Origin of the sequence: Tenacibaculum sp. 190524A05c (assembly GCF_964036595.1) — a bacterium.
GTDB classification, from domain to species: domain Bacteria; phylum Bacteroidota; class Bacteroidia; order Flavobacteriales; family Flavobacteriaceae; genus Polaribacter; species Polaribacter platacis.
This window is the reverse complement of sequence record NZ_OZ038523.1, coordinates 2,979,455-2,999,922: the sequence shown is the minus strand read 5'-3', so window position 1 is coordinate 2,999,922 and position 20,468 is coordinate 2,979,455. Positions and strand designations below refer to the sequence as shown.

Sequence of the window (20,468 nt, the reverse complement as noted above, 5' to 3'; positions counted from 1 at the left end):
TGCTGGTTTTTTTATGTGATATAATGGACTATCTTAGTCATAAAATAATTGTAATGTTCTGACAATATGAAAAAATTAATTGCTTCTTTTTTCTTTTTGATTTTAGCAACTCAGTTAATTGCACAAGAAATTCAATTCGTAAGTGCAGAGAATGGTTTAATAGTTCGTGAAAAGCCAAATACGAAATCAAAGAAATTAAGCAAACTACTATATGGATCTGAAGTTGAAATAATTAAAAAAACAGACATCAATTTAAACATTGAAGATGACGGAAAAAGAATTTCAGGAGAGTGGGTTTTAATTAAAGAAGTTGGTGGAATTCAAAATGGTTATGTCTTTAGTGGTTTTTTGGTTCAAAATGAAACTTTTGAACTAGTGGAACCTGATATTCAAGAACTCAAACAAGCTCATAAATCAAATCAGGAAACTGAAGTTATTTATCTATATCTTTCAAAATACTATACTAAATCTGGAAAAAAATTTAACATTAAATACTACGATTGGAATAGCTCGGAAATTTGTTCTTTTTCTCAACGTTTTAAACCAGAAATAATATTTGAAGTGATACAATGTAAAGAAGCTGGAGGTACTTCAATAAAATTAAAACTTCCGAAAATGAATCGAAAAAAGCTAATGAAATGGATTGAGAAAATTTATGAGGTAAACAAAATGGGAGTCGATCAAAATGTATGGAAAGCAAATAACACTAAGTTTGAACCTAAAGAAGTTAATCCTGGATGTTATTACAAAATTGAAGAAATAAAAAACGCGACTATAGTAGACTTGTATTGCGGATGTTAAAAAAATATAATCTTTCTCGATAAAAAGGCAAAGTTTTTGAAATGGAGGTGTAATAATTTATTAAATCAAAAACTTTTAGCTATGAAAAAATTATTACTAGTTAGCTTTTTAGCACTAACAATAACATTAGTTTCTCAAGAAAACAAGGTTAAATCATTAGTTGAAAAAAGTAAGACTTTAAATTTAGAAATGTGGGAACTTACAGTTTTCGCACAAAAAAAACTAACATCGAAAACAGACCTTGCTAAATTCTTCTACTACTGGATAGGAAACAATATTTCCTATGACAATGAATTTCTTAGAGAAATGGATAAAATGTACGGTAGAGAACTCTACGAAAAATACGAAGAAAAGCAACACGCATATACAGTTTATACGGATAGAAAAGGTGTTTGTGCCGGTTATGCAAATTTGTTCAAGTGGTTTATGGATGAATGTGATATTGAAGTTGAAATCGTATCAGGACATATCAGAGATGCAAGAAATCATTTCGTAGAATTAGATAATGATAATGATTTTAGACATGCCTGGAACGCCGTTAAATTGAATGATAAATGGATTCTTGTAGACACAACTTGGGGAACATCCTATGACCCGGTTCAGTCAAAGTTTTACTTTGACATTAAACCTGAACTTGCCATTAACACTCATTATCCAGAAGATAGTAAATGGCAATTACTAGAAAATCCGTTGTCCCTTAAAGAATTTAACGATTCAAAATTTGTACAGTTAATTTGGTTTTTCTCTGGGTATTCAGACGTTCCTACTCTAAAAAGAGACAAAAGTTTCTATTACTTAGTTTACAAGCAAAATACTACGAAAAAAGACTTATATACTGCTTTAGAAATTAGTGAAAACAACAAAAATTTCAAACCTATTCCAAATTTGATTAGAATTAATCAAAACGGATATACTTACTTAAGATTTAAACGAGATTCTATTCCAAATAAAGCTTATTATAAAGTTCATCTATATAAAGATGGATATGTGTATTATGACAATGTAATTAGTTTTAAGACCTATTAGGTTTTAAATCAAAAAAGCATTGGATCTTCCAATTTTAACCCGAGTTGAACCTGCCTTAATTATTTTAACTTTTAAATCCTTAGGAGATAATTCCCTATGAATGAATAATAAACTATCTTAGTAATCTTATTTTTGATAAAACCGACCCACTATGAAAAAAGGCAAACTAATTTTTGCTTCAATCTTAATTCTTCTAATAATTGCTACAGTTGTTTATATTTCAAATATCAATAACTTTAAAAGAGAAGGAACTGTACAAATTTCAAAAAATACCGCTCCTATACAAATTCATAGAGATGAAAATGGTGTTCCGTATGTTGTTGCACAGAATAAAGCAGATGTAATTAGAGGACAAGGATTTGTATCTGCTCAAGATCGTCTTTTCCAAATAGAATTTTATAGAGCATTAATTAAAGGAGAATTAGCAGAAATAATTGGACCTTCAATGGTGCAATCTGATATTAAAATGCGAGTTTTTAATTTACCTCAACTTGCAAAAAATAGCTTTTCTAATTTAAATAAGGAATCTGTAGATTTTTTGACTTGGTACTGCGAAGGTTTTAATGAATACCTTTCAACTAGCTCAAATGAGTTTCCCGTAGAATTAAGTTTACTTGGTATTCAACCATCAGAAATTCAACCTTTAGATATTATGAATATCATCCTATTTATAGGTTTTACTCATGGTAGAGATATGGAAGATGAAATTCTGACCTTAAATCTTGCTGCAAAATCTACTTTAGATAAAAACACATTTCCACTAAACATAAACCCTGATAGAACAAAACCATTGCTTATTGATTTTAATAAGATTAATACTGCTCTTTCAGAAAAACTAAATGTTGAGCCAACGAAAATGACTCCAACATTATTACCATTACCTGAATTTGGTTCTAACAACTGGGCCGTTTCTGGAAAAAAATCAGCTTCGGGCAAAGTTATAGTTTGTAATGATCCTCATGTTGATTCTAGATTACTTCCTGGAATTTTCCATCCTATTGGTCTATCATGTCCAGAATTTAAAAGTGCTGGAATTGCAATTCCAGGTATTCCAGGAATTCTTGGCGGTCGTAACGAATTTGTTTCTTTTGGAATTACTAATGGTTATGGTGATAGTCAAGATTTATGTATAGAAAAAACCGAGGGTGATTTCTATTTTGCAGGAGAGGAAAAACTTCCAATTGCAAAAAGAAAAGAAACTATAAAAGTTAAAGATGGCGAAGATGTTGTAATTGAAGTTCGATCAACAGTTCGTGGTCCAATAATTTCCGATTTTGACGTTTTTGGAATTATGACTCAAGATATTGTTAGTTTACAATGGTCACTGGCCTATTCAAAAAGTAAATCTATTGGTTTTGAGCGTTTTTTAGAATCTAAAAATGTATCTGAATTCAGAGAGGCATTATTCGGAGTAGATAATATGTTTTTCAACTTTGTTTTTGGAGATGTAGAAGGTAATATCGCGCATCAAGCTACAGGTCTTATTCCTAAAAGAGTAAATAGTCAAGGAATGATTAAAGAAAGTCAAACTTTTGATGAATTTATTCCTAAAGATAGTATGCCGCATATGATAAATCCTGAGAAAAATTGGGTGGCAACAGCAAACCATGATACGCGTCCTGATGATTATCCTTTTTATTACTCAGAGCATTTCTCACCGAATTATCGTTACTTAAGAATCAAAGAGGTTTTAGGTGAAAATCGTAAGTTTAGTAAGGATGATTTATGGCAACTCATTCTAGACTGTAAAAGCATGCAAGCAGAAAGATTAGCTCCTATTTTTGTAACTGCTCTGAACAAAAATGACGAAACAAAAGAATTAGGCGAAATCTTAAATAACTGGAATTATGTTGATGATGTAAATGCGCAAGGTGGAGCTGTTTATAATGTATTGTATGAATATTTGGCAACTCTAATTTTAAACGATGAATTACCAGATGAGTTAGAAGATACATTCTGGAGTAGCGGATATTACTGGATGCAAAAATTAGATGATTTCATTGTTACGAATCACAAAGTTATAGATAACATCACTACACCTGAAGTTGAAACACTAGATGATTTAATTATTCAAGCTGGAATGATGACTACGAAGTATCTTTCTAAAGAAATTGGTCCAAATTCCAAAGAATGGACTTGGGGTAAAATTCATAAAATATATTTCGCCAGCCCAATTCGTCAAGATGGTTTTGGTAAATCTTTACTTGGTTTTGAGGAATTCCCGAAAAGTGGTTCTAATCAAACCATAAATAGAGGAATGTATAAAAAAACAAAAGACCTCAACTTTGATACGGGTTGGTTTAGTTCATTCAGAATGGTCGCTGATTTAAGCGATTCTGAAAAATTTATGGGAGCTCTTGCTGGAGGAAATTCAGCTAGAATATTTCATCCTTATTATAAATCTCAAGTGGAAATCTGGAAGAATAATACTTGGATTCCATATTGGATTTCTCAAGAAAAAGTACTTGAAAACTCAAAATATAAATTGATTTTAGATTAATTTCTAGTCGATACTAGTTTATAACAGTGCAATGAATCGTGAAATTATAGACATAAACGATTGTACAATTCTATTAGAGGAAGCAACTACTAATAGTACAAATCTCGTCGATACCTGTTATTTCGACGAGCCTGTTATTGCTATTGCCTTTTACGGTTCTGGCGATGTTGGATTGAAAGTCAAATATGATGGAAAGACCAAAGAATTTCAACAAACTAAAGGAATGATTCTATCTTTTTATGCAGATGATAAAGTTGCTTTTGAACATCATGTTTCGAACGAAAAACCATTACAATGTTTGGTAATTGCTACTACTGTTAGAAATCTAGATAAACTTCCGAATGGTGAAGGAGAATTCCTAGAACAATTTTTATCACAGTTGGTACATCCAAAAGATCACTATGTTGAAGGTCCCGTTTTTAAAATGACTCCAGAAATGTTTGTTTTGGTAGAGCAATTCTTCAACAATTCTTATGAAGGCGGAATTAAAATGATGTTTTATAAAAGTCATATGAGCGCACTGTTATCTCATTATTTTGGGCAACTTGCAAGTCAAAAACCAACGATAATTGAATCCTCTCAATTAGAAAAAATAAATCTCGCTCAGGAAATATTACTCGCTGATCTAGAAAATCCTCCTTCATTAACAGAACTCGCTCAGAAAATAGGAACTAACACCAATAAACTTAAGAAAGAATTTAAAGCACAATTTGGAGTTCCTGTTTTTAAATATCTTCAAAATGAACGATTAAAAAAAGCATATAATCTTATTAAGAAAGAACAAAAAACTATTCAGGAAGCTGCTTGGGCAGTTGGTTATGATAGTTTAGGTTCTTTCTCAAATGCCTTTGAAAAAAAGTTTGGTTACAGACCAAGTCAGGTATAAAATTCTTTTCGAATAAATCATTGTTCTTTTCGAATAAGTAACTGTTTTACAGTCACTATAGTTTTGTGTCATAATTAAAAAGTAAAATTATGATTCACAATAAAACAAGAGCAATTCTTTCCGCTATAATGGTTTGGATATTAGGCGTTACCGCTTTTCTCCTTTCCTATTCGTTTTCTGTTTTGAGTAATCCAGATGTACAAGCCAATATTACTCTGACTCTTGGTATTATTCCATCAGTTTGTTTGGGAACTTTCGTCTACTATCGAAAAGGAAGTATTACTCCATCAAACTTGGCCTTCATTTTTATGATTACAGCAACAATCTTGGATATGCTTATTACTGTTCCTATGATAATTATCCCCTACGGTGGAAGTTATGCTGAATTCTTTAGTGACCCTATGTTTTACATCATCATGGTAGAATTCTACTTCATCACAACTTACTCTGGCAACTATTTCATTAAAAAACAACAAGCATGAAAACGATCATCTTTTTTATAACGGTGGTTCTAACTGCTTTGTCTGCAGGAATCTTTTTCGCATGGTCAGTTTCAGTTATTCCAGGAACTAAAAAAATTACAGATATCACCTACTTGGAAACCATGCAAAGCATTAATAAGGAAATACTAAATCCTGTATTTTTTGCCGTATTCTTTGGCAGCCTAGTTTTCTTAGTAATAAGTACCATAACTCAGTTTAATCATAAACCTACATTTTGGTTAGTATTATCTGCGATGCTTATATACGCTGTTGGAACTTTCGGATTTACAGCTTTTGGAAATGTTCCTTTAAATAATGAGTTAGATGCTCTTAACCTTAAAGAATTAAACCTATCTGAACTGAAAAGTTTCAGAACCTATTATGAAAGATACTGGAATGGATTTCACACTATTCGAACTTTAGCTGGTTTGGTTTCATTCCTACTCTTACTTATCTCAATTTTTATTAAAAAATAATCCATAAAACAATTATGAACACAAATATTTTAGTTATCGGAGGAACTGGTAAGACTGGTCGCCGAGTAGTAGAACAATTAAAAAACAAAGGAATTGAATCTAGGATTGGTGCAAGAAGCGCAGCAACTGGTTTCGATTGGAACGATAAAAGCACTTGGGAAAAAACCTTGGAAGGAATTGAAAGAATGTACGTTACATACTATCCTGATTTAGCTGTTCCTGGAGCTAAGGAGGCTGTTGAAAGCTTAACCTATTTAGCAAAAGAATTAGGAGTGAAAAAAATGGTGTTATTATCTGGTAAAGGAGAAGCAGAAGCAGAAGCTTGTGAAGCAATTGTTGCAAATTCAGGTTTAGATTACACTATTGTTAGAGCTTCTTGGTTCAATCAAAATTGGAGTGAAAGTTTCTTCTTAGATTCAATTCTTTCTGGAGATGTTGCTTTACCAATGTCAGATATTTTAATTCCATTTGTGGATGCAAATGATATTGCAGAAGTCGCATCTGAAGTTTTAATGAATGATAATTATAATGGACAAATTGTTGAAGTTACAGGTCCTGAATTAATTACATTCAAAGACGTTGTTTCTACCATTGGACTTGCTACTCACAAAAAGTTCAATTTTCATGAAATTACATTAGAACAGTACCTTGATGGAATGCGCAAAGCACAAATTCCTGCAGATGTAGTTTGGTTAATTGAATACTTGTTTAGTAATGTATTGACAAATCCTAACAACCAACTTATTTCAACAGATATTGAAAAAGTTCTAGGAAGAAAGGCCAAAACATTTACAGAATATGCTGTAGAAACTGCAAAAACAGGTGTTTGGAATTAATTCTTTTACAAACCAAATTAAACACAACAGTTTGAATTCAAATTCAAACTGTTTTTTTTGTTCAACTTAATTCTAAAACAGTATATTACAACTCACCTAACTCAAAGAATAACAGAAACTTATGAACTCAAACAATCTTGGTGATTTAACATTTCATACTATGGCCAATGATTGGAAAACCATAATAGGAAAAACATTACCAGAATTAAAGACTCAAATTTTAGAAGATCAAATTCCAGAACTCAAAAAATACATTACTGGTTTTGGAGCTTCTGCATTAAACATTTTTGATGTTGAAGAAAATAAATTCTTATTTGTTGATGATACTATTGAATTGGTAACTGGAATTCCTAGAGAGTTATATTTCACAAAAGGAGCAAAATATATTTTTACCAAAGCTACTTTTAGTCATATGCCTAAAATTGTAAGTAGTACTTTACATCAAAGACGATTTTTCAACTCGATAGATGAAAAAGATTACGATAATTTTATTGTTAATCGTGAGTTTTCCTACAGAGGAGATGAACCAAAATGGGTATTACATCAAGTTTTAAAACATATTAAAAACACTAAAGGAAAAGTATTCGCAGTTGCTGTATTACAAACTTCAATTGCAACTATAAAAAGTGATCGAAACTTTCGCTACTATATATACAACAAGGAAACAAATTCGATTTGCTATCCAAAGCAAAAAAACTCAGCAAAAAAAAGCTTTCAAAATCAATTATCATCTAGAGAAAGAGAAATTGTTAGTCTTTTGAAAAAAGGACAAACCAATAAAGAAATTGCGGATGTTCTTCACATTAGTTTTCATACCGTAAGAACACACCGCAAAAATATTTTTAAAAAATTAGACTGTAAAAATATAGTCGATTTAATCAAACGTACGCAATAAACTAGTTACAATCGTTGTCTTCAGAGTCAACAAAACCATCTCCATCGTTATCTTGTCCATCATTACAATTACATTCTACAGTTTGAGATTGAGCACAATCATTGTCTTCACAATCTGTAAAACCATCACCATCATCATCAATTCCATTTGAACATATTTCGGTTGGTGTTTCGTTATTTTCGTCGTCAGAGCATTGAATCAGAGAAATTGAACATATAAAAAGAAGTACTAATAAAGTTTGTTTTAGTTTCATAATAGATGTATTTATCTAACGAAGTAATTGAAAATCAAAAAGCTAAACAATACCTCATTTGTAGTATTTTAAATCATTTTTAATATCTTTTGGTCATGATAAAAAACAACCAAATAAAAAGAACAGACTTAGGCTTAGTTACTTACACTATTCTTTCTAATGGAAGTGACTTACCAGATACGATTGACGTTTTTAATATAGAAATTACATTTTCACAAAATAATGATATACAACTCAAAATTTTTGACGATAGGAACTTTACAACTGCAAACTCTTCCATTTTTGAAATAGGAAATACTATAGAAGTTAAAGGAGGATATGAGAATCAAAATCATAGTATTTGCTCGGCTGAAATCACTCGAAAAAAAATTAAAGTTAACGCTGAAATTGGCGCTATACTTATCGTGGATTGTACTTCTATAAACTCGCACATTGGTAGCAACGAAGCTATACTTCAATTATCTCTTGATGAAAACATATTGGATTCAACTATCTCAATTAATCGTTCTAATACTAATGTCATAAATGGAGAAATAAAAATTCAAGGAACTGGAGCTGTAAAAACAAATGACATTGTAACTATTAAAGGTTTTGGAGAAAAATTTGATGGAAATACACGGGTGTCAAAAATCCATCATGAAATTGGAAATGGAAATTGGTTGAGTACGTTCTACTTTGGAAATAATTCATAATACTTTGTAATTATCTTACGTATAAATCGACATTTAAGGAGTGAATTAATAGTCGTATTTTTACAAAACCATGCAAAAGTACTTAGATCTTATATCTAAATCGTATTCTGATTATTGGAATTACATTAAACAATCTGTTCTTTTTGAGCTGAATTGGGAAAACTACTTTTATGGTTTAATTCTAATTTCAGTTGTAGTTTGTGTTTTAGAAGTCCTTTTTCCTTGGCGGAAAAATCAACCTTTTTTTAGAAAAGATTTTTGGTTGGATACTTTTTATATGTTCTTCAATTTTTTCCTTTTAAACCTAATTGTTTTAATTGCTTTATCAAATACTGCAGCACAGGTATTTAATGATGTTTTAGGAGTTGTAGGATTATCTGTATCTAGTTTTCAATTATTTGATATCAATTTATTTCCGTACTGGCTTCGTATTTTTACCTTCTTTATTATTATTGATTTTGTGCAATGGTGTACACATCGATTATTACACAAATATGAATTTTTATGGAATTTCCATAAAGTGCATCATTCTGTAAAACAAATGGGATTTGCAGCGCATCTTCGTTATCATTGGATGGAACCTGTTGTATACAAATCATTAAAATATATTCCATTAGCAATCATGGGCGGATTTACAGCTCAAGATGTTGCTATTGTTCACTTCTTTAATATTACCATCGGACATTTAAATCACGCTAATATTAATTGGGATTATGGATTTTTGAAATACATTTTAAACAATCCCAAAATGCATATTTGGCATCATGCTAAGGAACTTCCAGAAGACAGAAAAGATGGAGTTAACTTCGGAATTACCTTAAGTTTATGGGATTACCTATTCAAAACAAATTACATTCCTCATTCAGGAAGAGATATTGAAATTGGTTTTGAAGGTGATGAAAAATTCCCTCAAGACTTCATAAGTCAAGAATTATATCCACTTAACAAAAAATAATCTGGCTATTTGTATCTTTATCGGATAAACAAATAAATCAGATGAAACGAGTATTAATTTTCTTCATTTTATATTCATAGAAAGAAATGATTAAAATTAATATGAGTTACTGAATGTATTCAAATTTTTTGAACATTCAGAAATCAAAAAATTTTCAAACAGATGAAATATATAAAATTTTTATTCCTATTTCTTTTTATTCAAGTTACAGCACAACAAGGTGGAATGTGGATTCCTTCTTTGTTAGAAGGTATGAATGAACAAGAAATGAAATCTTTAGGAAGTAAGCTTTCAGCAAAAGATATTTATGATGTAAATAACTCTAGTTTAAAAGATGCAATTGGTCATTTTAATGGAGGTTGTACTAGTGAAGTAATCTCGTCAAAAGGATTAATATTAACTAATCATCACTGTGGATTTGGACAAATTCAATCTCACTCATCTTTAGAAAATGATTATTTAAAAAATGGATTCTGGGCAATGAATTTAGCCGAAGAATTACCTAATAATAATTTATTTGTAGAGTTTATCGTAAGAATTGAAGATGTTACTACTAAAGCTTTAGTAGGAGTTACTGATGCAATGTCTGAACGCGAAAAGCAATCAGCTATTGATAAGAACATTAACGCTATTAAAAAATCAACTAAAAAAGAAGATTGGCAATTGGTTAAGGTAAGTCCGTTCTATAAAGGAAATCAGTATTTCTCATTTGTAACGGAACGTTTTGAAGATATTCGTTTAGTAGGAGCTCCGCCAAGTAGTATCGGTAAGTTTGGTAGTGATACTGATAACTGGGTTTTTCCTCGTCATACAGGAGATTTTTCTTTATTTAGAATCTACGCAGACAAAAACAATCGTCCTGCTAAGTACAGTAAAGATAATGTTCCATATAAACCCAAACACTTTTTACCAGTTTCTTTAGATGGTGTTGAAGAAGGAGATTTTACTATGGTTTTTGGTTTCCCTGGAAGAACAAATGAGTATTTACCTGCAACAGCTATTAAACATATTACGCAAGAATTCAATCCAAGTAATATTGCTATTAGAGAAGCAGCATTAAAAGAGATTGATGCTCAAATGAAAGCTAGTGATGCTGTTAGAATTAAATACGCATCTAAACAGGCAAGAATTGCAAATGCATGGAAAAAATGGATTGGTGAGAATTTAGGTATTCAAAAAAGTAATGCCATTCAACAACGTATTGAATTCGAAGAAATCTTTAAAAAATCATTAAAAGAAAAAGGTCTTGAAGGAAAATATGGAAACATCTTACCTGAATTCGAAAAGCTGTATAAAGATTTTTCAAGTATCAATATAAAACGTAGAAACTTTATCGAAGTGTTTTTAGTTACGAATGAATTAATGCAGATGGCATTTAGATCATACGAGCTAGAAATGGTAGCGAAAAACAGACCTGAACTTTATGAAAAAGTAAAAACTTCTTTAACAGGAAGATTAAAAGGTATTCATAAAAACTATGATGTTAATGTAGATAAAGGTGTATTTAAAAATGTTATGCCTTTGTATAACAAAAACTTTGATGCTACTATTTATGACTCAACAAGTTTTACCGATTTAGAAAAAGCATTACAGCTATTAGAAGGATCTCCAGAAGAAGTTGTTAAAAAACTTAACGATGATGCCGCATATGCATATGCAAAGCCAATGATTCAAGAGTTTTACACTCAAATTAATCCAGAATTCCAACAAAAAAATCAGCCAATTGTTGCGTTACAAAAACAATACATGAAAGCGTTAATGGAAGCTTTACCAAAAGCGCGTTATTTCCCAGATGCTAATAGTACGTTACGTGTTACTTATGGTCAAGTTCGTGGATATTCTCCAAGAGATGCTGTGTATTATAATCCTGTAAGTTATTTAGATGGTGTTATTGAAAAATACGTTCCTGGTGACTATGAATTTGACGTTCCACAAAAACTAAGAGATTTATATAAAGCTAAAGATTACGGACAATACGCCGATAAAAACGGAAAAGTTCCAGTATGCTTCTTAGGTACAAATCACACCACTGGAGGAAACTCTGGAAGTCCAGCAATTGACGCTAATGGTAACTTAGTTGGATTAAATTTCGATCGTGTTTGGGAAGGAACAATGAGTGATATGAACTACGATCCTGAAATTTGTAGAAACATTATGGTAGATCTTCGATATGTACTATTTATTATTGATAAATATGCAGGAGCTAAGCATTTAATTGATGAAATGAAATTAGTTCATCCAAAGAAAAAGTAAGTACAAATTATTGTGACTGAATTTATAAAATGTAAAACAATCTTTTTACTTATTCTTACGTGCTATAGTTGTACTAACAAAATAGAAACAAGTAAAATTGAGGATTTAGTGGATAAAATTCCTGCAGGTGCTCCGACGGAATTTACCTTGGCTAGTATTCCTGAAAACAAGATTGTACACAAAGGAATTTTCAGTCCTGATTTAAAAGCGTATTACTATACTATCTCTGATCAAAATTTTGAAAATTTTGATGTTTATGTGATTAAGCAAACAAACAATGCTTGGTCTCAACCAGAGAAAGCTTTTTTTAATAGTCAATACAATGACCATGGAATGAGCTTTTCTTCAGATGGTAAAACGTTATATTTTAGCTCTACACGTCCAGTTAATAGAAATAATGTTTCTAAAACTTGGCACATTTGGAAAGCTGATAAAATAGATAATAAATGGAGTGTTCCAGTTTTTGTTGATATCACGAACTTGAGAGATAAATTAGTTTCTCATCCAACAATAACAAACTCTGGAACGCTTTATTTTCATTCTAGTAATTTGGATTATAGTGAAATGGAAATCTATCGTTCAAAAAAAGTTAATGATGAATTTCAAAATGCTGAAAAAGTTTCATTTCCTACCATTTCAAAACTCTCTAAATGCACACCAATTATCGCACCTAGTGAAGATTATTTAGTTTTTGCTACTGTGGGATCTCAATTGGATTTAATGATTAGTTATAAAGACGAAAATGATTTGTGGAAAAAACCACAAAAATTAAATAGTCGAATTAATACATTCGGACAAGGAAATCCATACATAACACCTGATGAAAAATATCTGTTTTTTACAACTGCAGAAAACAATAATTGGAAAGTAAATTGGGTGAATATAACTTCGGAGTTAAAAATATTGTCCGATACCAAAAACTAAACCTCTGGTATTATCTTTCAAGCTAAATCCGTAATCGATTCTAAAAATAGCATTGTATATTTTTTTGTTGATAAAACGCAAGCCCACTCCAGAGAATAACTGAATATTTCTATCTTCCCAGAAATCATTAATCTCACCTCCTGGTTGTCTCCAAGTTCCTACATCAATAAAGGCATTTGCCTGTAATGCAAACCACTTTTTATCATATAAGGTATGTCTGTATTCTGTATTATACACAATACTTGCAGTTCCTCTATCTACAATAATACCAACACCTCTTAAATTAATATTATTATCTAGTGCAAATGGTGCAAATGGAGAGTCGTTATTAGAAGCAAAACCAACTCTTAATCTGTTTGCCCAATTTCCTTTTTTACCAATTCTATCATAGTAAAAGAAATCGTTCCAAGCAATTACAAACTGATCTTGAAAATCGTTTTCTGAAGTTACATATTGTAAGTATAAAATGCTTTTAAAACCATCCAAGTAGTGGTAATAATAATCTAAATCCTCATATGTGTATAAAAGCTTATAGAGAATTTTATCAACCTTTAAATTTTGAGGAACACTTGGACTTGTAGCTCCTCTCAGGTATTCATATTTTTCTTGGAAATAATTAACTCCAAAGGTTAAATGATGATTAAAATCTATTTGATATAATCCTAAAATTTCGGATGAAATATTGTTGTATAAATAGTTTGCAGATTGGTTATCAAAAAACAGAGGTTCTTCACTTTTCCAATTCTGATGTGTAAATGCTAAACCAAAGTTTCGAGAAAACAAATTTGGTGCCCTTACATTGAAGGAATATGTGTTATATCCATTGTTTTGATAAAACCCACCAATGGCTATGTTTCTTCCTAAAAAGTTATATTCATAAACTCCAATTTTATAGGCAAATTGGTTATTTGTTGTTGTCCAAAAAGCGAGTTCGGGTATAATAGTAAAGTTCTCTTGTATGTATACGAAAACATTGTACAGATTATCATGTGAATGAAAAATTTGATAATAAGCATGCGCAACACCAGGAAGCCTTTTTAAAACCGTGATATCATTTTCTAAGGTTAATGAATCCAAAACTTTACCTGTTTTTGTTTCCATTAATTTTTTTACAAAAGAAGGTTTCGTTTTTTTAACTCCTTTTACTTTAATATCGTAAACAATTTTATCCTGAGCCTGAATACTTAAAAAGGCTAGTAAACAAATTGAAAGAAATAGTTTTTTCAGCATCTTGTCATCTAATTATCTAAAAGTCTTTTACAGAAAACACATTCACCCAGTTATCTTCACTAACACCGAGAATCGTCATGGTATAATTCAAAGATGAATCAAGAGCATTCGGAGTTGTTTCATTTATGGTAAGAACAACATTGTTCGTATCATAATAACGGAAACATAATTCCGAAGTATATGTTCCTGAAATAAAATTTTGATTCTCATCTACCAAAGCTTGAAAGTAAATAACATCTTCCATCGAAGAACTCTCATTCCAAGTGAATTTTGGTGAAAGCATCATTGAAGTATCTATAGTAATATCTGTATTATACTCGGTAGGAATGGTTTTTTGTTTTAATCGTATTGGATTCGATTTATGAACTCTTCCATCAGTTAAATACGTAACAATTCCCCAAGCTTCATGATTTTCATTTCGAATAAACCTCGATAATTTATTCCCTAATACTCCATTTGATGGGAGTGATTTTAGTTTATAATTAGCAAAGTCATTCGGATCAACATTAACATCTTCAGTTTCATAATATTGAAATTCTGAACTTCCTGTAATAGGGTAATAATAAACGTAAACTGTATTTGTATTCAGTTCATCATTTCCTGCACAAGCAATAACTTCATCTTGAATTTTGTTTGAATGAATTTCTAGGTATTCGCTTAAAATTGCATTCGACAATGCCTTGTCTTCATCAGAACAAGAAGAAAACAACACTGTTAACATCAAAATGAATAAACTATTGCGCATATAATTTTTGAATTAATTTTTCTACGGGTTTATTTTGAGGTGTAAATCTATTATTGTTTTCACCTCCTACTTTTTGGTGGTTATGAAACCATTTCCATAAAAATCCTCCTGCAAACCAATCTTCTTTCCAAAACTGATTATAAATGGCTTGAGTGGCATTTGTTTGACCTTCTAAATCTACTGATCCATCTATTCGATCTGACTTCCATGGTTCTTTACCTGTGTAATGAACACTTCTGTATCCAAATTCTGTAAACAAAATTGGCTTATCGAATTTCTTTTGAACATCCTCAATTACTGTTTTATGAGTTTGCCAACCTTGTTCGAATTCTGCAACAGTTGGTGTTTTTTGTTCACTTAAAGGGAAATAAGCATCCACTCCAATAAAGTCTAGTTTAGCCCAAAAAGGAACTCTTTTAAACTCATCCCAATTTGCTGCGTAGGTTAATTTTCCTGAATATATTTTGCGAACATCTTGAATCAGTTTTTTCCAAAACTCTGGTCTGTTCATTACAAATTGCTCTAATTCCGTTCCGATACAAAAAACAGATGCATTAATTTCTTCTGCGAGAGAAGCATATTCCAATATGAATTTCGAATACGAATCTTCTAACTGTTTCCACTGTTCTTCGGATTTCATTTTAATATACCCTGTGAACTCTCCATGCCAAACCCAAATTTGGGGCTTAATCATTATCGAGATTTCCTCTTTCTTAAAAGATTCCGCATACTGCTTCACTCCTTTTCTAGTTTCTCCAAACCATTGTCTTGATGTATTATATATAACATCTGGAGAAGATAATTCCCTAATAAATCCGAAAGGCATCAGAGAAACATAATTCGCCGATGCCTTTTTTACAGGTTGTATATGTTGATCGTTTATTGCTTCAGAAGAAGCAACAAAGCTTAATCCGTTTATCTTTTTTTTCTGGCTATTGCAAGAAAGGAAAAATGTAAACCCTAACACTAAGAAAAATAATTTCACTTTCATACGTTAAAAATAACGATTACGAATCATTTTCCTTTTTAAGCAAGTCTTAAAATAAAGCTCTTAGACCTAAACTATACGTTTCTCCTAATCCTTGGAAATTAGTACCTCTAACAATGTTACTATATAAAACTTCTAAGTTTAAAACATCTGTAAGCTGATATTTTCCTCCAAATCCTAAGGCAGTATTGTCTTGTTCGAAATCTCCAAAACGCTCAGAGTGTTGAACAAATGCTAAAACTGTTGCTTCCTGAGTTGGGAAATAACTAATAAATGCTCCTGGTACAACTAAGAATGTATTGTTTGCGAAACTCTTATCATCTCCAAATCCATATTCTGTATTTAACTCAGTAAATAATTGCCATTTTCCACTAGCAAAAGTATAGTCATAGAAGAATCTATTTTGAAAAGACCAAGCCGTTTGATCTAAAAATCCTTCTGGATTTTGCTCATCTCCACTTTCTAATAATGGGATGTGAATTGCACTCTGAATAGAGAAGTTTCCAATGTTTTCAAATGGTTGAATTTTAATCGATGGAGCAATTGACGAAATTCCTTTTCTATCAGTATTTGTATCTTCTAAACTGAATACAGAAAGCGCTTGCCTTCCTCCAAAAGTATTAGAACGGAATTCTATAATTCCCCCTACGTTAATTCTATTATTATCCGAAATTCCCGTAAACACTTCTAATGTAGAAGTAAAGAAATTTTGTCTTGCTATATCTTGAGAATCTCCATTATTAGGACCTGTTTGTTTCGTTTGTGTATATAATCCGTTGAACCACTTAATATCCCACTGACCTTTATTCAATAATTTAGATGGAGTAAAAACTTGTAAGTTGTTTTTTTCTTCTTTTTCTTCTTCCTGAGAAAATAAAGTAACGTTAAATGCCAATAAGGCTATTAAAATTGAAATTCGTTTCATTGTTATTAGTGTTTTTTAAAAAAAGTCAACTCCTAAGTCGAAGGGAATTGTAAGCCATTACATTTTATTTTTCTTTATTTCTCTTATTTAAAACAATTCTAAATTTAGAGTAATCGTAAATTCTTATCTTTTCTATCGACATAAGCAAAAGCAATTCTCAAAAACATGGAACACATCGTTATTATTGGTAACGGAGTTTCTGGAGTAACGGCAGCACGTCATATCCGAAAACTATCCGACAAAAAAATTACCATCATCTCTTCTGAAACCCCACATTTCTTTTCAAGAACGGCTCTAATGTATATCTACATGGGTCACATGAAATTTGAAAACACCAAACCCTATGAAGATTGGTTTTGGAGTAAAAACAGAATTGAATTAAAACAAGCTCGAGTACATAGTATTGATACAAAAAACAAGAGTTTACTTTTAGATAATAATGAATCTTTTGCTTACGATAAACTAATTATCGCAACAGGTTCTAAACCAAATAAATTTGGTTGGCCTGGTCAAGATTTAGATGGCGTTATGGGAATGTATCATAAGCAAGATCTAGATAAATTGGAAAAATACGCTCCTGATAATAAAGCTTGTAAAAGAGCTGTAATTGTTGGAGGAGGGTTAATTGGAATTGAATTGGCAGAAATGCTTCACAGTAGAAATATTCCAGTTACTTTTTTAGTAAGAGAAAAGAGCTTTTGGAACGGAGTTTTACCAGATCAAGAATCAGAAATGATAAATCAAGAGATCATCGATAATCATATTGATTTAAGATTAGGAGTGAACCTAAAAGAAATTAAAGCTGATGAAAAAGGACAAGCAAAATCTGTAATTATTGCAGAAACTGGCGAAGAAATTCCTTGTAATGTTGTTGGATTAACTGCTGGTGTTTCTCCGAATATTGGATTTATTAAAGATTCTGATATTGACACAAATCGCGGTGTCTTAGTTAACCGTTTTTTAGAAACTAGTGTCAAAGATGTGTTTGCAATTGGAGATTGTGCTGAACAAAGAGAAGCAATTGGACAAAGAAGACCTATTGAAGCTGTTTGGTATACAGGAAGAATGATGGGAGAAACTGTAGCACAAACCATTTGCGATAATAGAACGGAATACAAACCTGGAAATTGGTTTAACTCTGCCAAGTTTATCGATATAGAATATCAAACCTACGGTTGGGTTTGGGCACAACCTAGAGAAAATGAAGCTCGTTTTTTCTGGAAACATAAAGATGGTAAAAAAGCAATACACCTAAACTTTGATAAAGATTCTAAAGAGTTTATTGGAATAAACACGTTTGGAATTAGAATGCGTCATGAGTTTTTTGATAAAGTTTTATCTCAAAAACAATCTATAACTCATGTTCTCGAACATTTAGCTGATGCGAATTTTGATCCTGAGTTCTACAAACAACACGAACAAGAAATTGTTGCAAAGTTTAACGCAGAACACGGAACAAAGATTCAAGTAAAAAAGAAGAGTTGGAAACGCATATTTAGCAAAGCATAAAAAATAGAATACAATGAAAGTAATCAAAAATATAGGTTTAGTAATCTCTCTTATTGGGTTTGCTATTTTTACAGCAAGTATGTTTACTGGAACGAATAACGTTTCTGAAGAAACATTTAATACTTGGGCTTCACAGAAAGTAAAAAGTGAATTTTTTATTGAAAAAGCAAAACAAGAAATTGTTGGTAAAGAATTGACTGCTTCTCAATTATCATCTAAAATAGTTGATATCGCTAAGCAATCAAATGAATTTCAGAAAAGCCAAGATGAAATTGCTTGGGAAAAAATTATTTATATAAAGTGGAATAAAACATATAAAGATTTTGTGTATCCTTTAGTAAGAGCTTCGGCTACTGGATGGGTGGTTCAAAATCAAGGATTGTTCTTCTTCCTTACCTTCGGATTAGCCATTTTAGGTGGATTATTATTCTTTGGCGCAGATTATCAATTATTAGGACCTCCAGGAATAAAAAATAACGGAATCTTTCAGCACTCAGCAACTAACAGAGGTGTTTTAGGAATGATTGCTTTTGTATATTTCGTTGGGTTTTACATGTTATTGTACTTCTTCCCAAATTACTTAATCAATCCTATTTTATCTGTTAATCCTATTAAACAAGCTCTAAATGGAAACGCCTCGGATCAGTGGTTTTTATACGGATTTATGTATTGTTCTGTAATGACTGTTTTTGCCATAAGGATGTTCATTAAATACAGACATAATAATTATCAAATTGTAAGAACAGCTGTTGTTTTATTTTTCCAAATTGCGTTTGCTTTTTTAATTCCTGAAATATTAGTTGCTTTCAACAAGCCTTGGTTCGATTTTAAAAATGCTTGGCCTTTAAACTATACTTTCTTTTTTGATTGGAATATTAATAGTTTAATCGAAAATGGAAATCTGGGAATATTCATGTTAGTTTGGGGAATCATTTTAACATTAGTTATTGTTCCTGTAATGGTATACTTCTACGGAAAACGTTGGTATTGTTCTTGGGTTTGTGGATGTGGTGGTTTAGCTGAAACATTAGGAGATCCATATCGTCAATTATCAAGTAAATCTTTATTCTCTTGGAAAGTTGAACGTTGGTTAATTCACGGAGTTTTAGTTTTTGCTACATTAATGACGGCATTAACTTTATACACGTACTTCGCTGAAATTGAAAGTTGGAAAGAGGTTGCCTTTGGATTATCCGCTTATGATATTCAGAGTTCATACGGATTCTTAATCGGATCTATTTTCTCTGGAGTTATTGGAACAGGTTTTTATCCAATTTTAGGAAACCGTGTTTGGTGTCGTTTTGGTTGTCCTTTAGCAGCTTACATGGGATTAGTACAACGTTTCAAATCTCGTTTTAGAATTACTACAAATGGAGGTCAGTGTATTTCTTGTGGAAACTGTTCTACATATTGTGAACAAGGGATTGATGTTAGATCTTATGCTCAAAAAGGAGAAAACATTGTTCGTTCAAGTTGTGTAGGATGTGGAATTTGTTCTGCAGTATGTCCAAGAGGAGTTTTAAAATTAGAAAACGGACCAGAAAAAGGTAGAATTAATCCTACTCAAGTTTTGTTAGGAAACGATGTTGATTTATTAGAACTAATGAATGAAAAGTAAACTTAACGTTACTGTATTTCTCTTATTTGTTTTTATTTCATCCTTCGCTCAAAAAACCTATCAAAAAATATATTTTGATAATGGTAAAATAAAGGAAGAAGGATGGGTAGAAAATAATAAAAAGCGTGATTATTGGGTTTTTTATTATAAAAATGGAAATATTAAAGAGAAAGGGCATTACAAAAATGGTCTAAGAAATAAATATTGGTACTTTTACAACCGAGATTCGTCAAAAGACAAAGAAGGACACTATGTAAATGGTTCAAAGAACAAGTGGTGGTTGTTTTATGATAAGCAAGGAAACGTAAATCATAAATGCCAACTCAAAGACAATAAGAAGAATGGTTATTGTCTTATTTACAAAAGGAGAAAATTGGTAAAGGCTTCTAAGTTTAAAGACGGAAAAAAAATAAAAGAGTGGAAAGATTTTTCTTCTTTTAAAAAAGAGAATAATCTTAACGATTTAAAATAGTA

General features: G+C 31.2%; 20 protein-coding genes. 15 read left to right on the top strand and 5 right to left on the bottom strand.

Features of this window, described 5'->3' with window-relative positions; translation table 11 throughout:
- Positions 1 to 66: 66 nt before the first annotated feature.
- The 8 genes from ABNT61_RS13120 (at position 67) to ABNT61_RS13085 (ending at position 7,902) form a co-directional block, all read left to right on the top strand.
- A complete protein-coding gene (locus ABNT61_RS13120) occupies positions 67 to 801 on the top strand; it encodes an SH3 domain-containing protein (RefSeq protein ID WP_348743564.1) in 735 nt (244 codons plus the stop codon).
- 81 nt (positions 802 to 882) lie between these two features.
- Complete coding sequence (locus ABNT61_RS13115; RefSeq protein ID WP_348743563.1) at positions 883 to 1,827, top strand: transglutaminase domain-containing protein; 945 nt, start codon at positions 883 to 885, stop codon at positions 1,825 to 1,827.
- A 151-nt stretch (positions 1,828 to 1,978) separates the two neighbouring features.
- Entirely contained in the window at positions 1,979 to 4,327 is a 2,349-nt protein-coding gene (locus ABNT61_RS13110; protein WP_348743562.1) for a penicillin acylase family protein, read from the top strand.
- Between the two features lie 31 nt (positions 4,328 to 4,358).
- The gene (locus tag ABNT61_RS13105) at positions 4,359 to 5,213 is read left to right on the top strand and encodes an AraC family transcriptional regulator (RefSeq protein WP_348743561.1); all 855 of its coding nucleotides are present in this window, start codon (positions 4,359 to 4,361) and stop codon (positions 5,211 to 5,213) included.
- A gap of 89 nt (positions 5,214 to 5,302) precedes the next feature.
- Positions 5,303 to 5,695 carry a hypothetical protein gene (locus ABNT61_RS13100; protein ID WP_348743560.1) on the top strand — a complete coding sequence of 131 codons (393 nt, stop codon included), beginning with the start codon at positions 5,303 to 5,305 and terminating at the stop codon, positions 5,693 to 5,695.
- Complete coding sequence (locus tag ABNT61_RS13095) at positions 5,692 to 6,171, top strand: DUF1772 domain-containing protein (protein ID WP_348710486.1); 480 nt, start codon at positions 5,692 to 5,694, stop codon at positions 6,169 to 6,171. The genes ABNT61_RS13100 and ABNT61_RS13095 overlap by 4 nt, the downstream gene beginning before the upstream one ends.
- 14 nt (positions 6,172 to 6,185) lie before the next feature.
- The gene (locus ABNT61_RS13090; RefSeq protein ID WP_348743559.1) at positions 6,186 to 7,007 is read left to right on the top strand and encodes an NAD(P)H-binding protein; all 822 of its coding nucleotides are present in this window, start codon (positions 6,186 to 6,188) and stop codon (positions 7,005 to 7,007) included.
- A 121-nt stretch (positions 7,008 to 7,128) separates the two neighbouring features.
- Entirely contained in the window at positions 7,129 to 7,902 is a 774-nt protein-coding gene (locus ABNT61_RS13085; protein WP_348743558.1) for a helix-turn-helix transcriptional regulator, read from the top strand.
- 1 nt (position 7,903) lies between these two features.
- Here ABNT61_RS13085 and ABNT61_RS13080 read toward each other — a convergent pair whose 3' ends face one another.
- Positions 7,904 to 8,155 (bottom strand): hypothetical protein, encoded by a 252-nt coding sequence (locus ABNT61_RS13080; RefSeq protein WP_348710491.1) that lies wholly within the window; start codon positions 8,153 to 8,155, stop codon positions 7,904 to 7,906.
- 95 nt (positions 8,156 to 8,250) lie between these two features.
- Between ABNT61_RS13080 and ABNT61_RS13075 the strand changes: the two genes are divergently transcribed.
- The 4 genes from ABNT61_RS13075 (at position 8,251) to ABNT61_RS13060 (ending at position 12,979) form a co-directional block, all read left to right on the top strand.
- On the top strand, positions 8,251 to 8,847 hold the full coding sequence (locus tag ABNT61_RS13075) for a hypothetical protein (RefSeq protein WP_348743557.1): 597 nt from the start codon (positions 8,251 to 8,253) through the stop codon (positions 8,845 to 8,847).
- A gap of 70 nt (positions 8,848 to 8,917) precedes the next feature.
- The gene (locus tag ABNT61_RS13070; RefSeq protein WP_348743556.1) at positions 8,918 to 9,802 is read left to right on the top strand and encodes a sterol desaturase family protein; all 885 of its coding nucleotides are present in this window, start codon (positions 8,918 to 8,920) and stop codon (positions 9,800 to 9,802) included.
- 162 nt (positions 9,803 to 9,964) lie between these two features.
- Positions 9,965 to 12,055 carry a S46 family peptidase gene (locus ABNT61_RS13065; RefSeq protein WP_348743555.1) on the top strand — a complete coding sequence of 697 codons (2,091 nt, stop codon included), beginning with the start codon at positions 9,965 to 9,967 and terminating at the stop codon, positions 12,053 to 12,055.
- Between the two features lie 108 nt (positions 12,056 to 12,163).
- Positions 12,164 to 12,979, top strand: coding sequence for a hypothetical protein (locus tag ABNT61_RS13060; protein ID WP_348743554.1), 816 nt, complete (start codon positions 12,164 to 12,166; stop codon positions 12,977 to 12,979).
- Here the strand turns inward: ABNT61_RS13060 and ABNT61_RS13055 are convergent.
- Genes ABNT61_RS13055 through ABNT61_RS13040 form a run of 4 tightly spaced genes read right to left on the bottom strand, consistent with a single transcriptional unit; the run spans position 12,950 to position 16,867 of the window.
- Positions 12,950 to 14,209: a POTRA domain-containing protein gene (locus ABNT61_RS13055; RefSeq protein ID WP_348743553.1), complete on the bottom strand. Its 1,260-nt coding sequence runs from the start codon at positions 14,207 to 14,209 to the stop codon at positions 12,950 to 12,952. The genes ABNT61_RS13060 and ABNT61_RS13055 overlap by 30 nt on opposite strands.
- Positions 14,210 to 14,225: 16 nt before the next feature.
- Entirely contained in the window at positions 14,226 to 14,954 is a 729-nt protein-coding gene (locus ABNT61_RS13050; protein WP_348743552.1) for a hypothetical protein, read from the bottom strand.
- Positions 14,944 to 15,945: a glycoside hydrolase family 113 gene (locus tag ABNT61_RS13045; protein ID WP_348743551.1), complete on the bottom strand. Its 1,002-nt coding sequence runs from the start codon at positions 15,943 to 15,945 to the stop codon at positions 14,944 to 14,946. Before ABNT61_RS13045 ends, ABNT61_RS13050 begins: the two co-directional genes overlap by 11 nt.
- A gap of 46 nt (positions 15,946 to 15,991) precedes the next feature.
- The gene (locus ABNT61_RS13040; protein WP_348741095.1) at positions 15,992 to 16,867 is read right to left on the bottom strand and encodes a hypothetical protein; all 876 of its coding nucleotides are present in this window, start codon (positions 16,865 to 16,867) and stop codon (positions 15,992 to 15,994) included.
- A 165-nt stretch (positions 16,868 to 17,032) separates the two neighbouring features.
- On the opposite strand from ABNT61_RS13040, the gene ABNT61_RS13035 reads away from it, so the two are divergent.
- The 3 genes from ABNT61_RS13035 to ABNT61_RS13025 are packed head-to-tail and all read left to right on the top strand — an operon-like array spanning position 17,033 to position 20,466.
- A complete protein-coding gene (locus tag ABNT61_RS13035) occupies positions 17,033 to 18,376 on the top strand; it encodes an NAD(P)/FAD-dependent oxidoreductase (protein WP_348743550.1) in 1,344 nt (447 codons plus the stop codon).
- Between the two features lie 13 nt (positions 18,377 to 18,389).
- Positions 18,390 to 19,994: a 4Fe-4S binding protein gene (locus tag ABNT61_RS13030; RefSeq protein ID WP_348743549.1), complete on the top strand. Its 1,605-nt coding sequence runs from the start codon at positions 18,390 to 18,392 to the stop codon at positions 19,992 to 19,994.
- Complete coding sequence (locus ABNT61_RS13025) at positions 19,984 to 20,466, top strand: hypothetical protein (RefSeq protein WP_348743548.1); 483 nt, start codon at positions 19,984 to 19,986, stop codon at positions 20,464 to 20,466. The genes ABNT61_RS13030 and ABNT61_RS13025 overlap by 11 nt, the downstream gene beginning before the upstream one ends.
- The last annotated feature ends 2 nt before the right edge of the window (positions 20,467 to 20,468 follow it).

Excerpts from the sequence above, each read along its gene's own strand:
- ABNT61_RS13080 (WP_348710491.1), bottom strand. The coding sequence starts at position 8,155 with ATGAAACTAAAACAAACTTTATTAGTACTTCTTTTTATATGTTCAATT.
- ABNT61_RS13075 (WP_348743557.1), top strand. The coding sequence starts at position 8,251 with ATGATAAAAAACAACCAAATAAAAAGAACAGACTTAGGCTTAGTTACT.
- ABNT61_RS13090 (WP_348743559.1), top strand. The coding sequence starts at position 6,186 with ATGAACACAAATATTTTAGTTATCGGAGGAACTGGTAAGACTGGTCGC.
- ABNT61_RS13070 (WP_348743556.1), top strand. The coding sequence starts at position 8,918 with ATGCAAAAGTACTTAGATCTTATATCTAAATCGTATTCTGATTATTGG.
- ABNT61_RS13120 (WP_348743564.1), top strand. The coding sequence starts at position 67 with ATGAAAAAATTAATTGCTTCTTTTTTCTTTTTGATTTTAGCAACTCAG.
- ABNT61_RS13095 (WP_348710486.1), top strand. The coding sequence starts at position 5,692 with ATGAAAACGATCATCTTTTTTATAACGGTGGTTCTAACTGCTTTGTCT.
- ABNT61_RS13045 (WP_348743551.1), bottom strand. The coding sequence starts at position 15,945 with ATGAAAGTGAAATTATTTTTCTTAGTGTTAGGGTTTACATTTTTCCTT.
- ABNT61_RS13035 (WP_348743550.1), top strand. The coding sequence starts at position 17,033 with ATGGAACACATCGTTATTATTGGTAACGGAGTTTCTGGAGTAACGGCA.
- ABNT61_RS13065 (WP_348743555.1), top strand. The coding sequence starts at position 9,965 with ATGAAATATATAAAATTTTTATTCCTATTTCTTTTTATTCAAGTTACA.
- ABNT61_RS13085 (WP_348743558.1), top strand. The coding sequence starts at position 7,129 with ATGAACTCAAACAATCTTGGTGATTTAACATTTCATACTATGGCCAAT.
- ABNT61_RS13100 (WP_348743560.1), top strand. The coding sequence starts at position 5,303 with ATGATTCACAATAAAACAAGAGCAATTCTTTCCGCTATAATGGTTTGG.
- ABNT61_RS13115 (WP_348743563.1), top strand. The coding sequence starts at position 883 with ATGAAAAAATTATTACTAGTTAGCTTTTTAGCACTAACAATAACATTA.
- ABNT61_RS13105 (WP_348743561.1), top strand. The coding sequence starts at position 4,359 with ATGAATCGTGAAATTATAGACATAAACGATTGTACAATTCTATTAGAG.
- ABNT61_RS13055 (WP_348743553.1), bottom strand. The coding sequence starts at position 14,209 with ATGCTGAAAAAACTATTTCTTTCAATTTGTTTACTAGCCTTTTTAAGT.
- ABNT61_RS13040 (WP_348741095.1), bottom strand. The coding sequence starts at position 16,867 with ATGAAACGAATTTCAATTTTAATAGCCTTATTGGCATTTAACGTTACT.
- ABNT61_RS13025 (WP_348743548.1), top strand. The coding sequence starts at position 19,984 with ATGAAAAGTAAACTTAACGTTACTGTATTTCTCTTATTTGTTTTTATT.
- ABNT61_RS13050 (WP_348743552.1), bottom strand. The coding sequence starts at position 14,954 with ATGCGCAATAGTTTATTCATTTTGATGTTAACAGTGTTGTTTTCTTCT.
- ABNT61_RS13110 (WP_348743562.1), top strand. The coding sequence starts at position 1,979 with ATGAAAAAAGGCAAACTAATTTTTGCTTCAATCTTAATTCTTCTAATA.
- ABNT61_RS13030 (WP_348743549.1), top strand. The coding sequence starts at position 18,390 with ATGAAAGTAATCAAAAATATAGGTTTAGTAATCTCTCTTATTGGGTTT.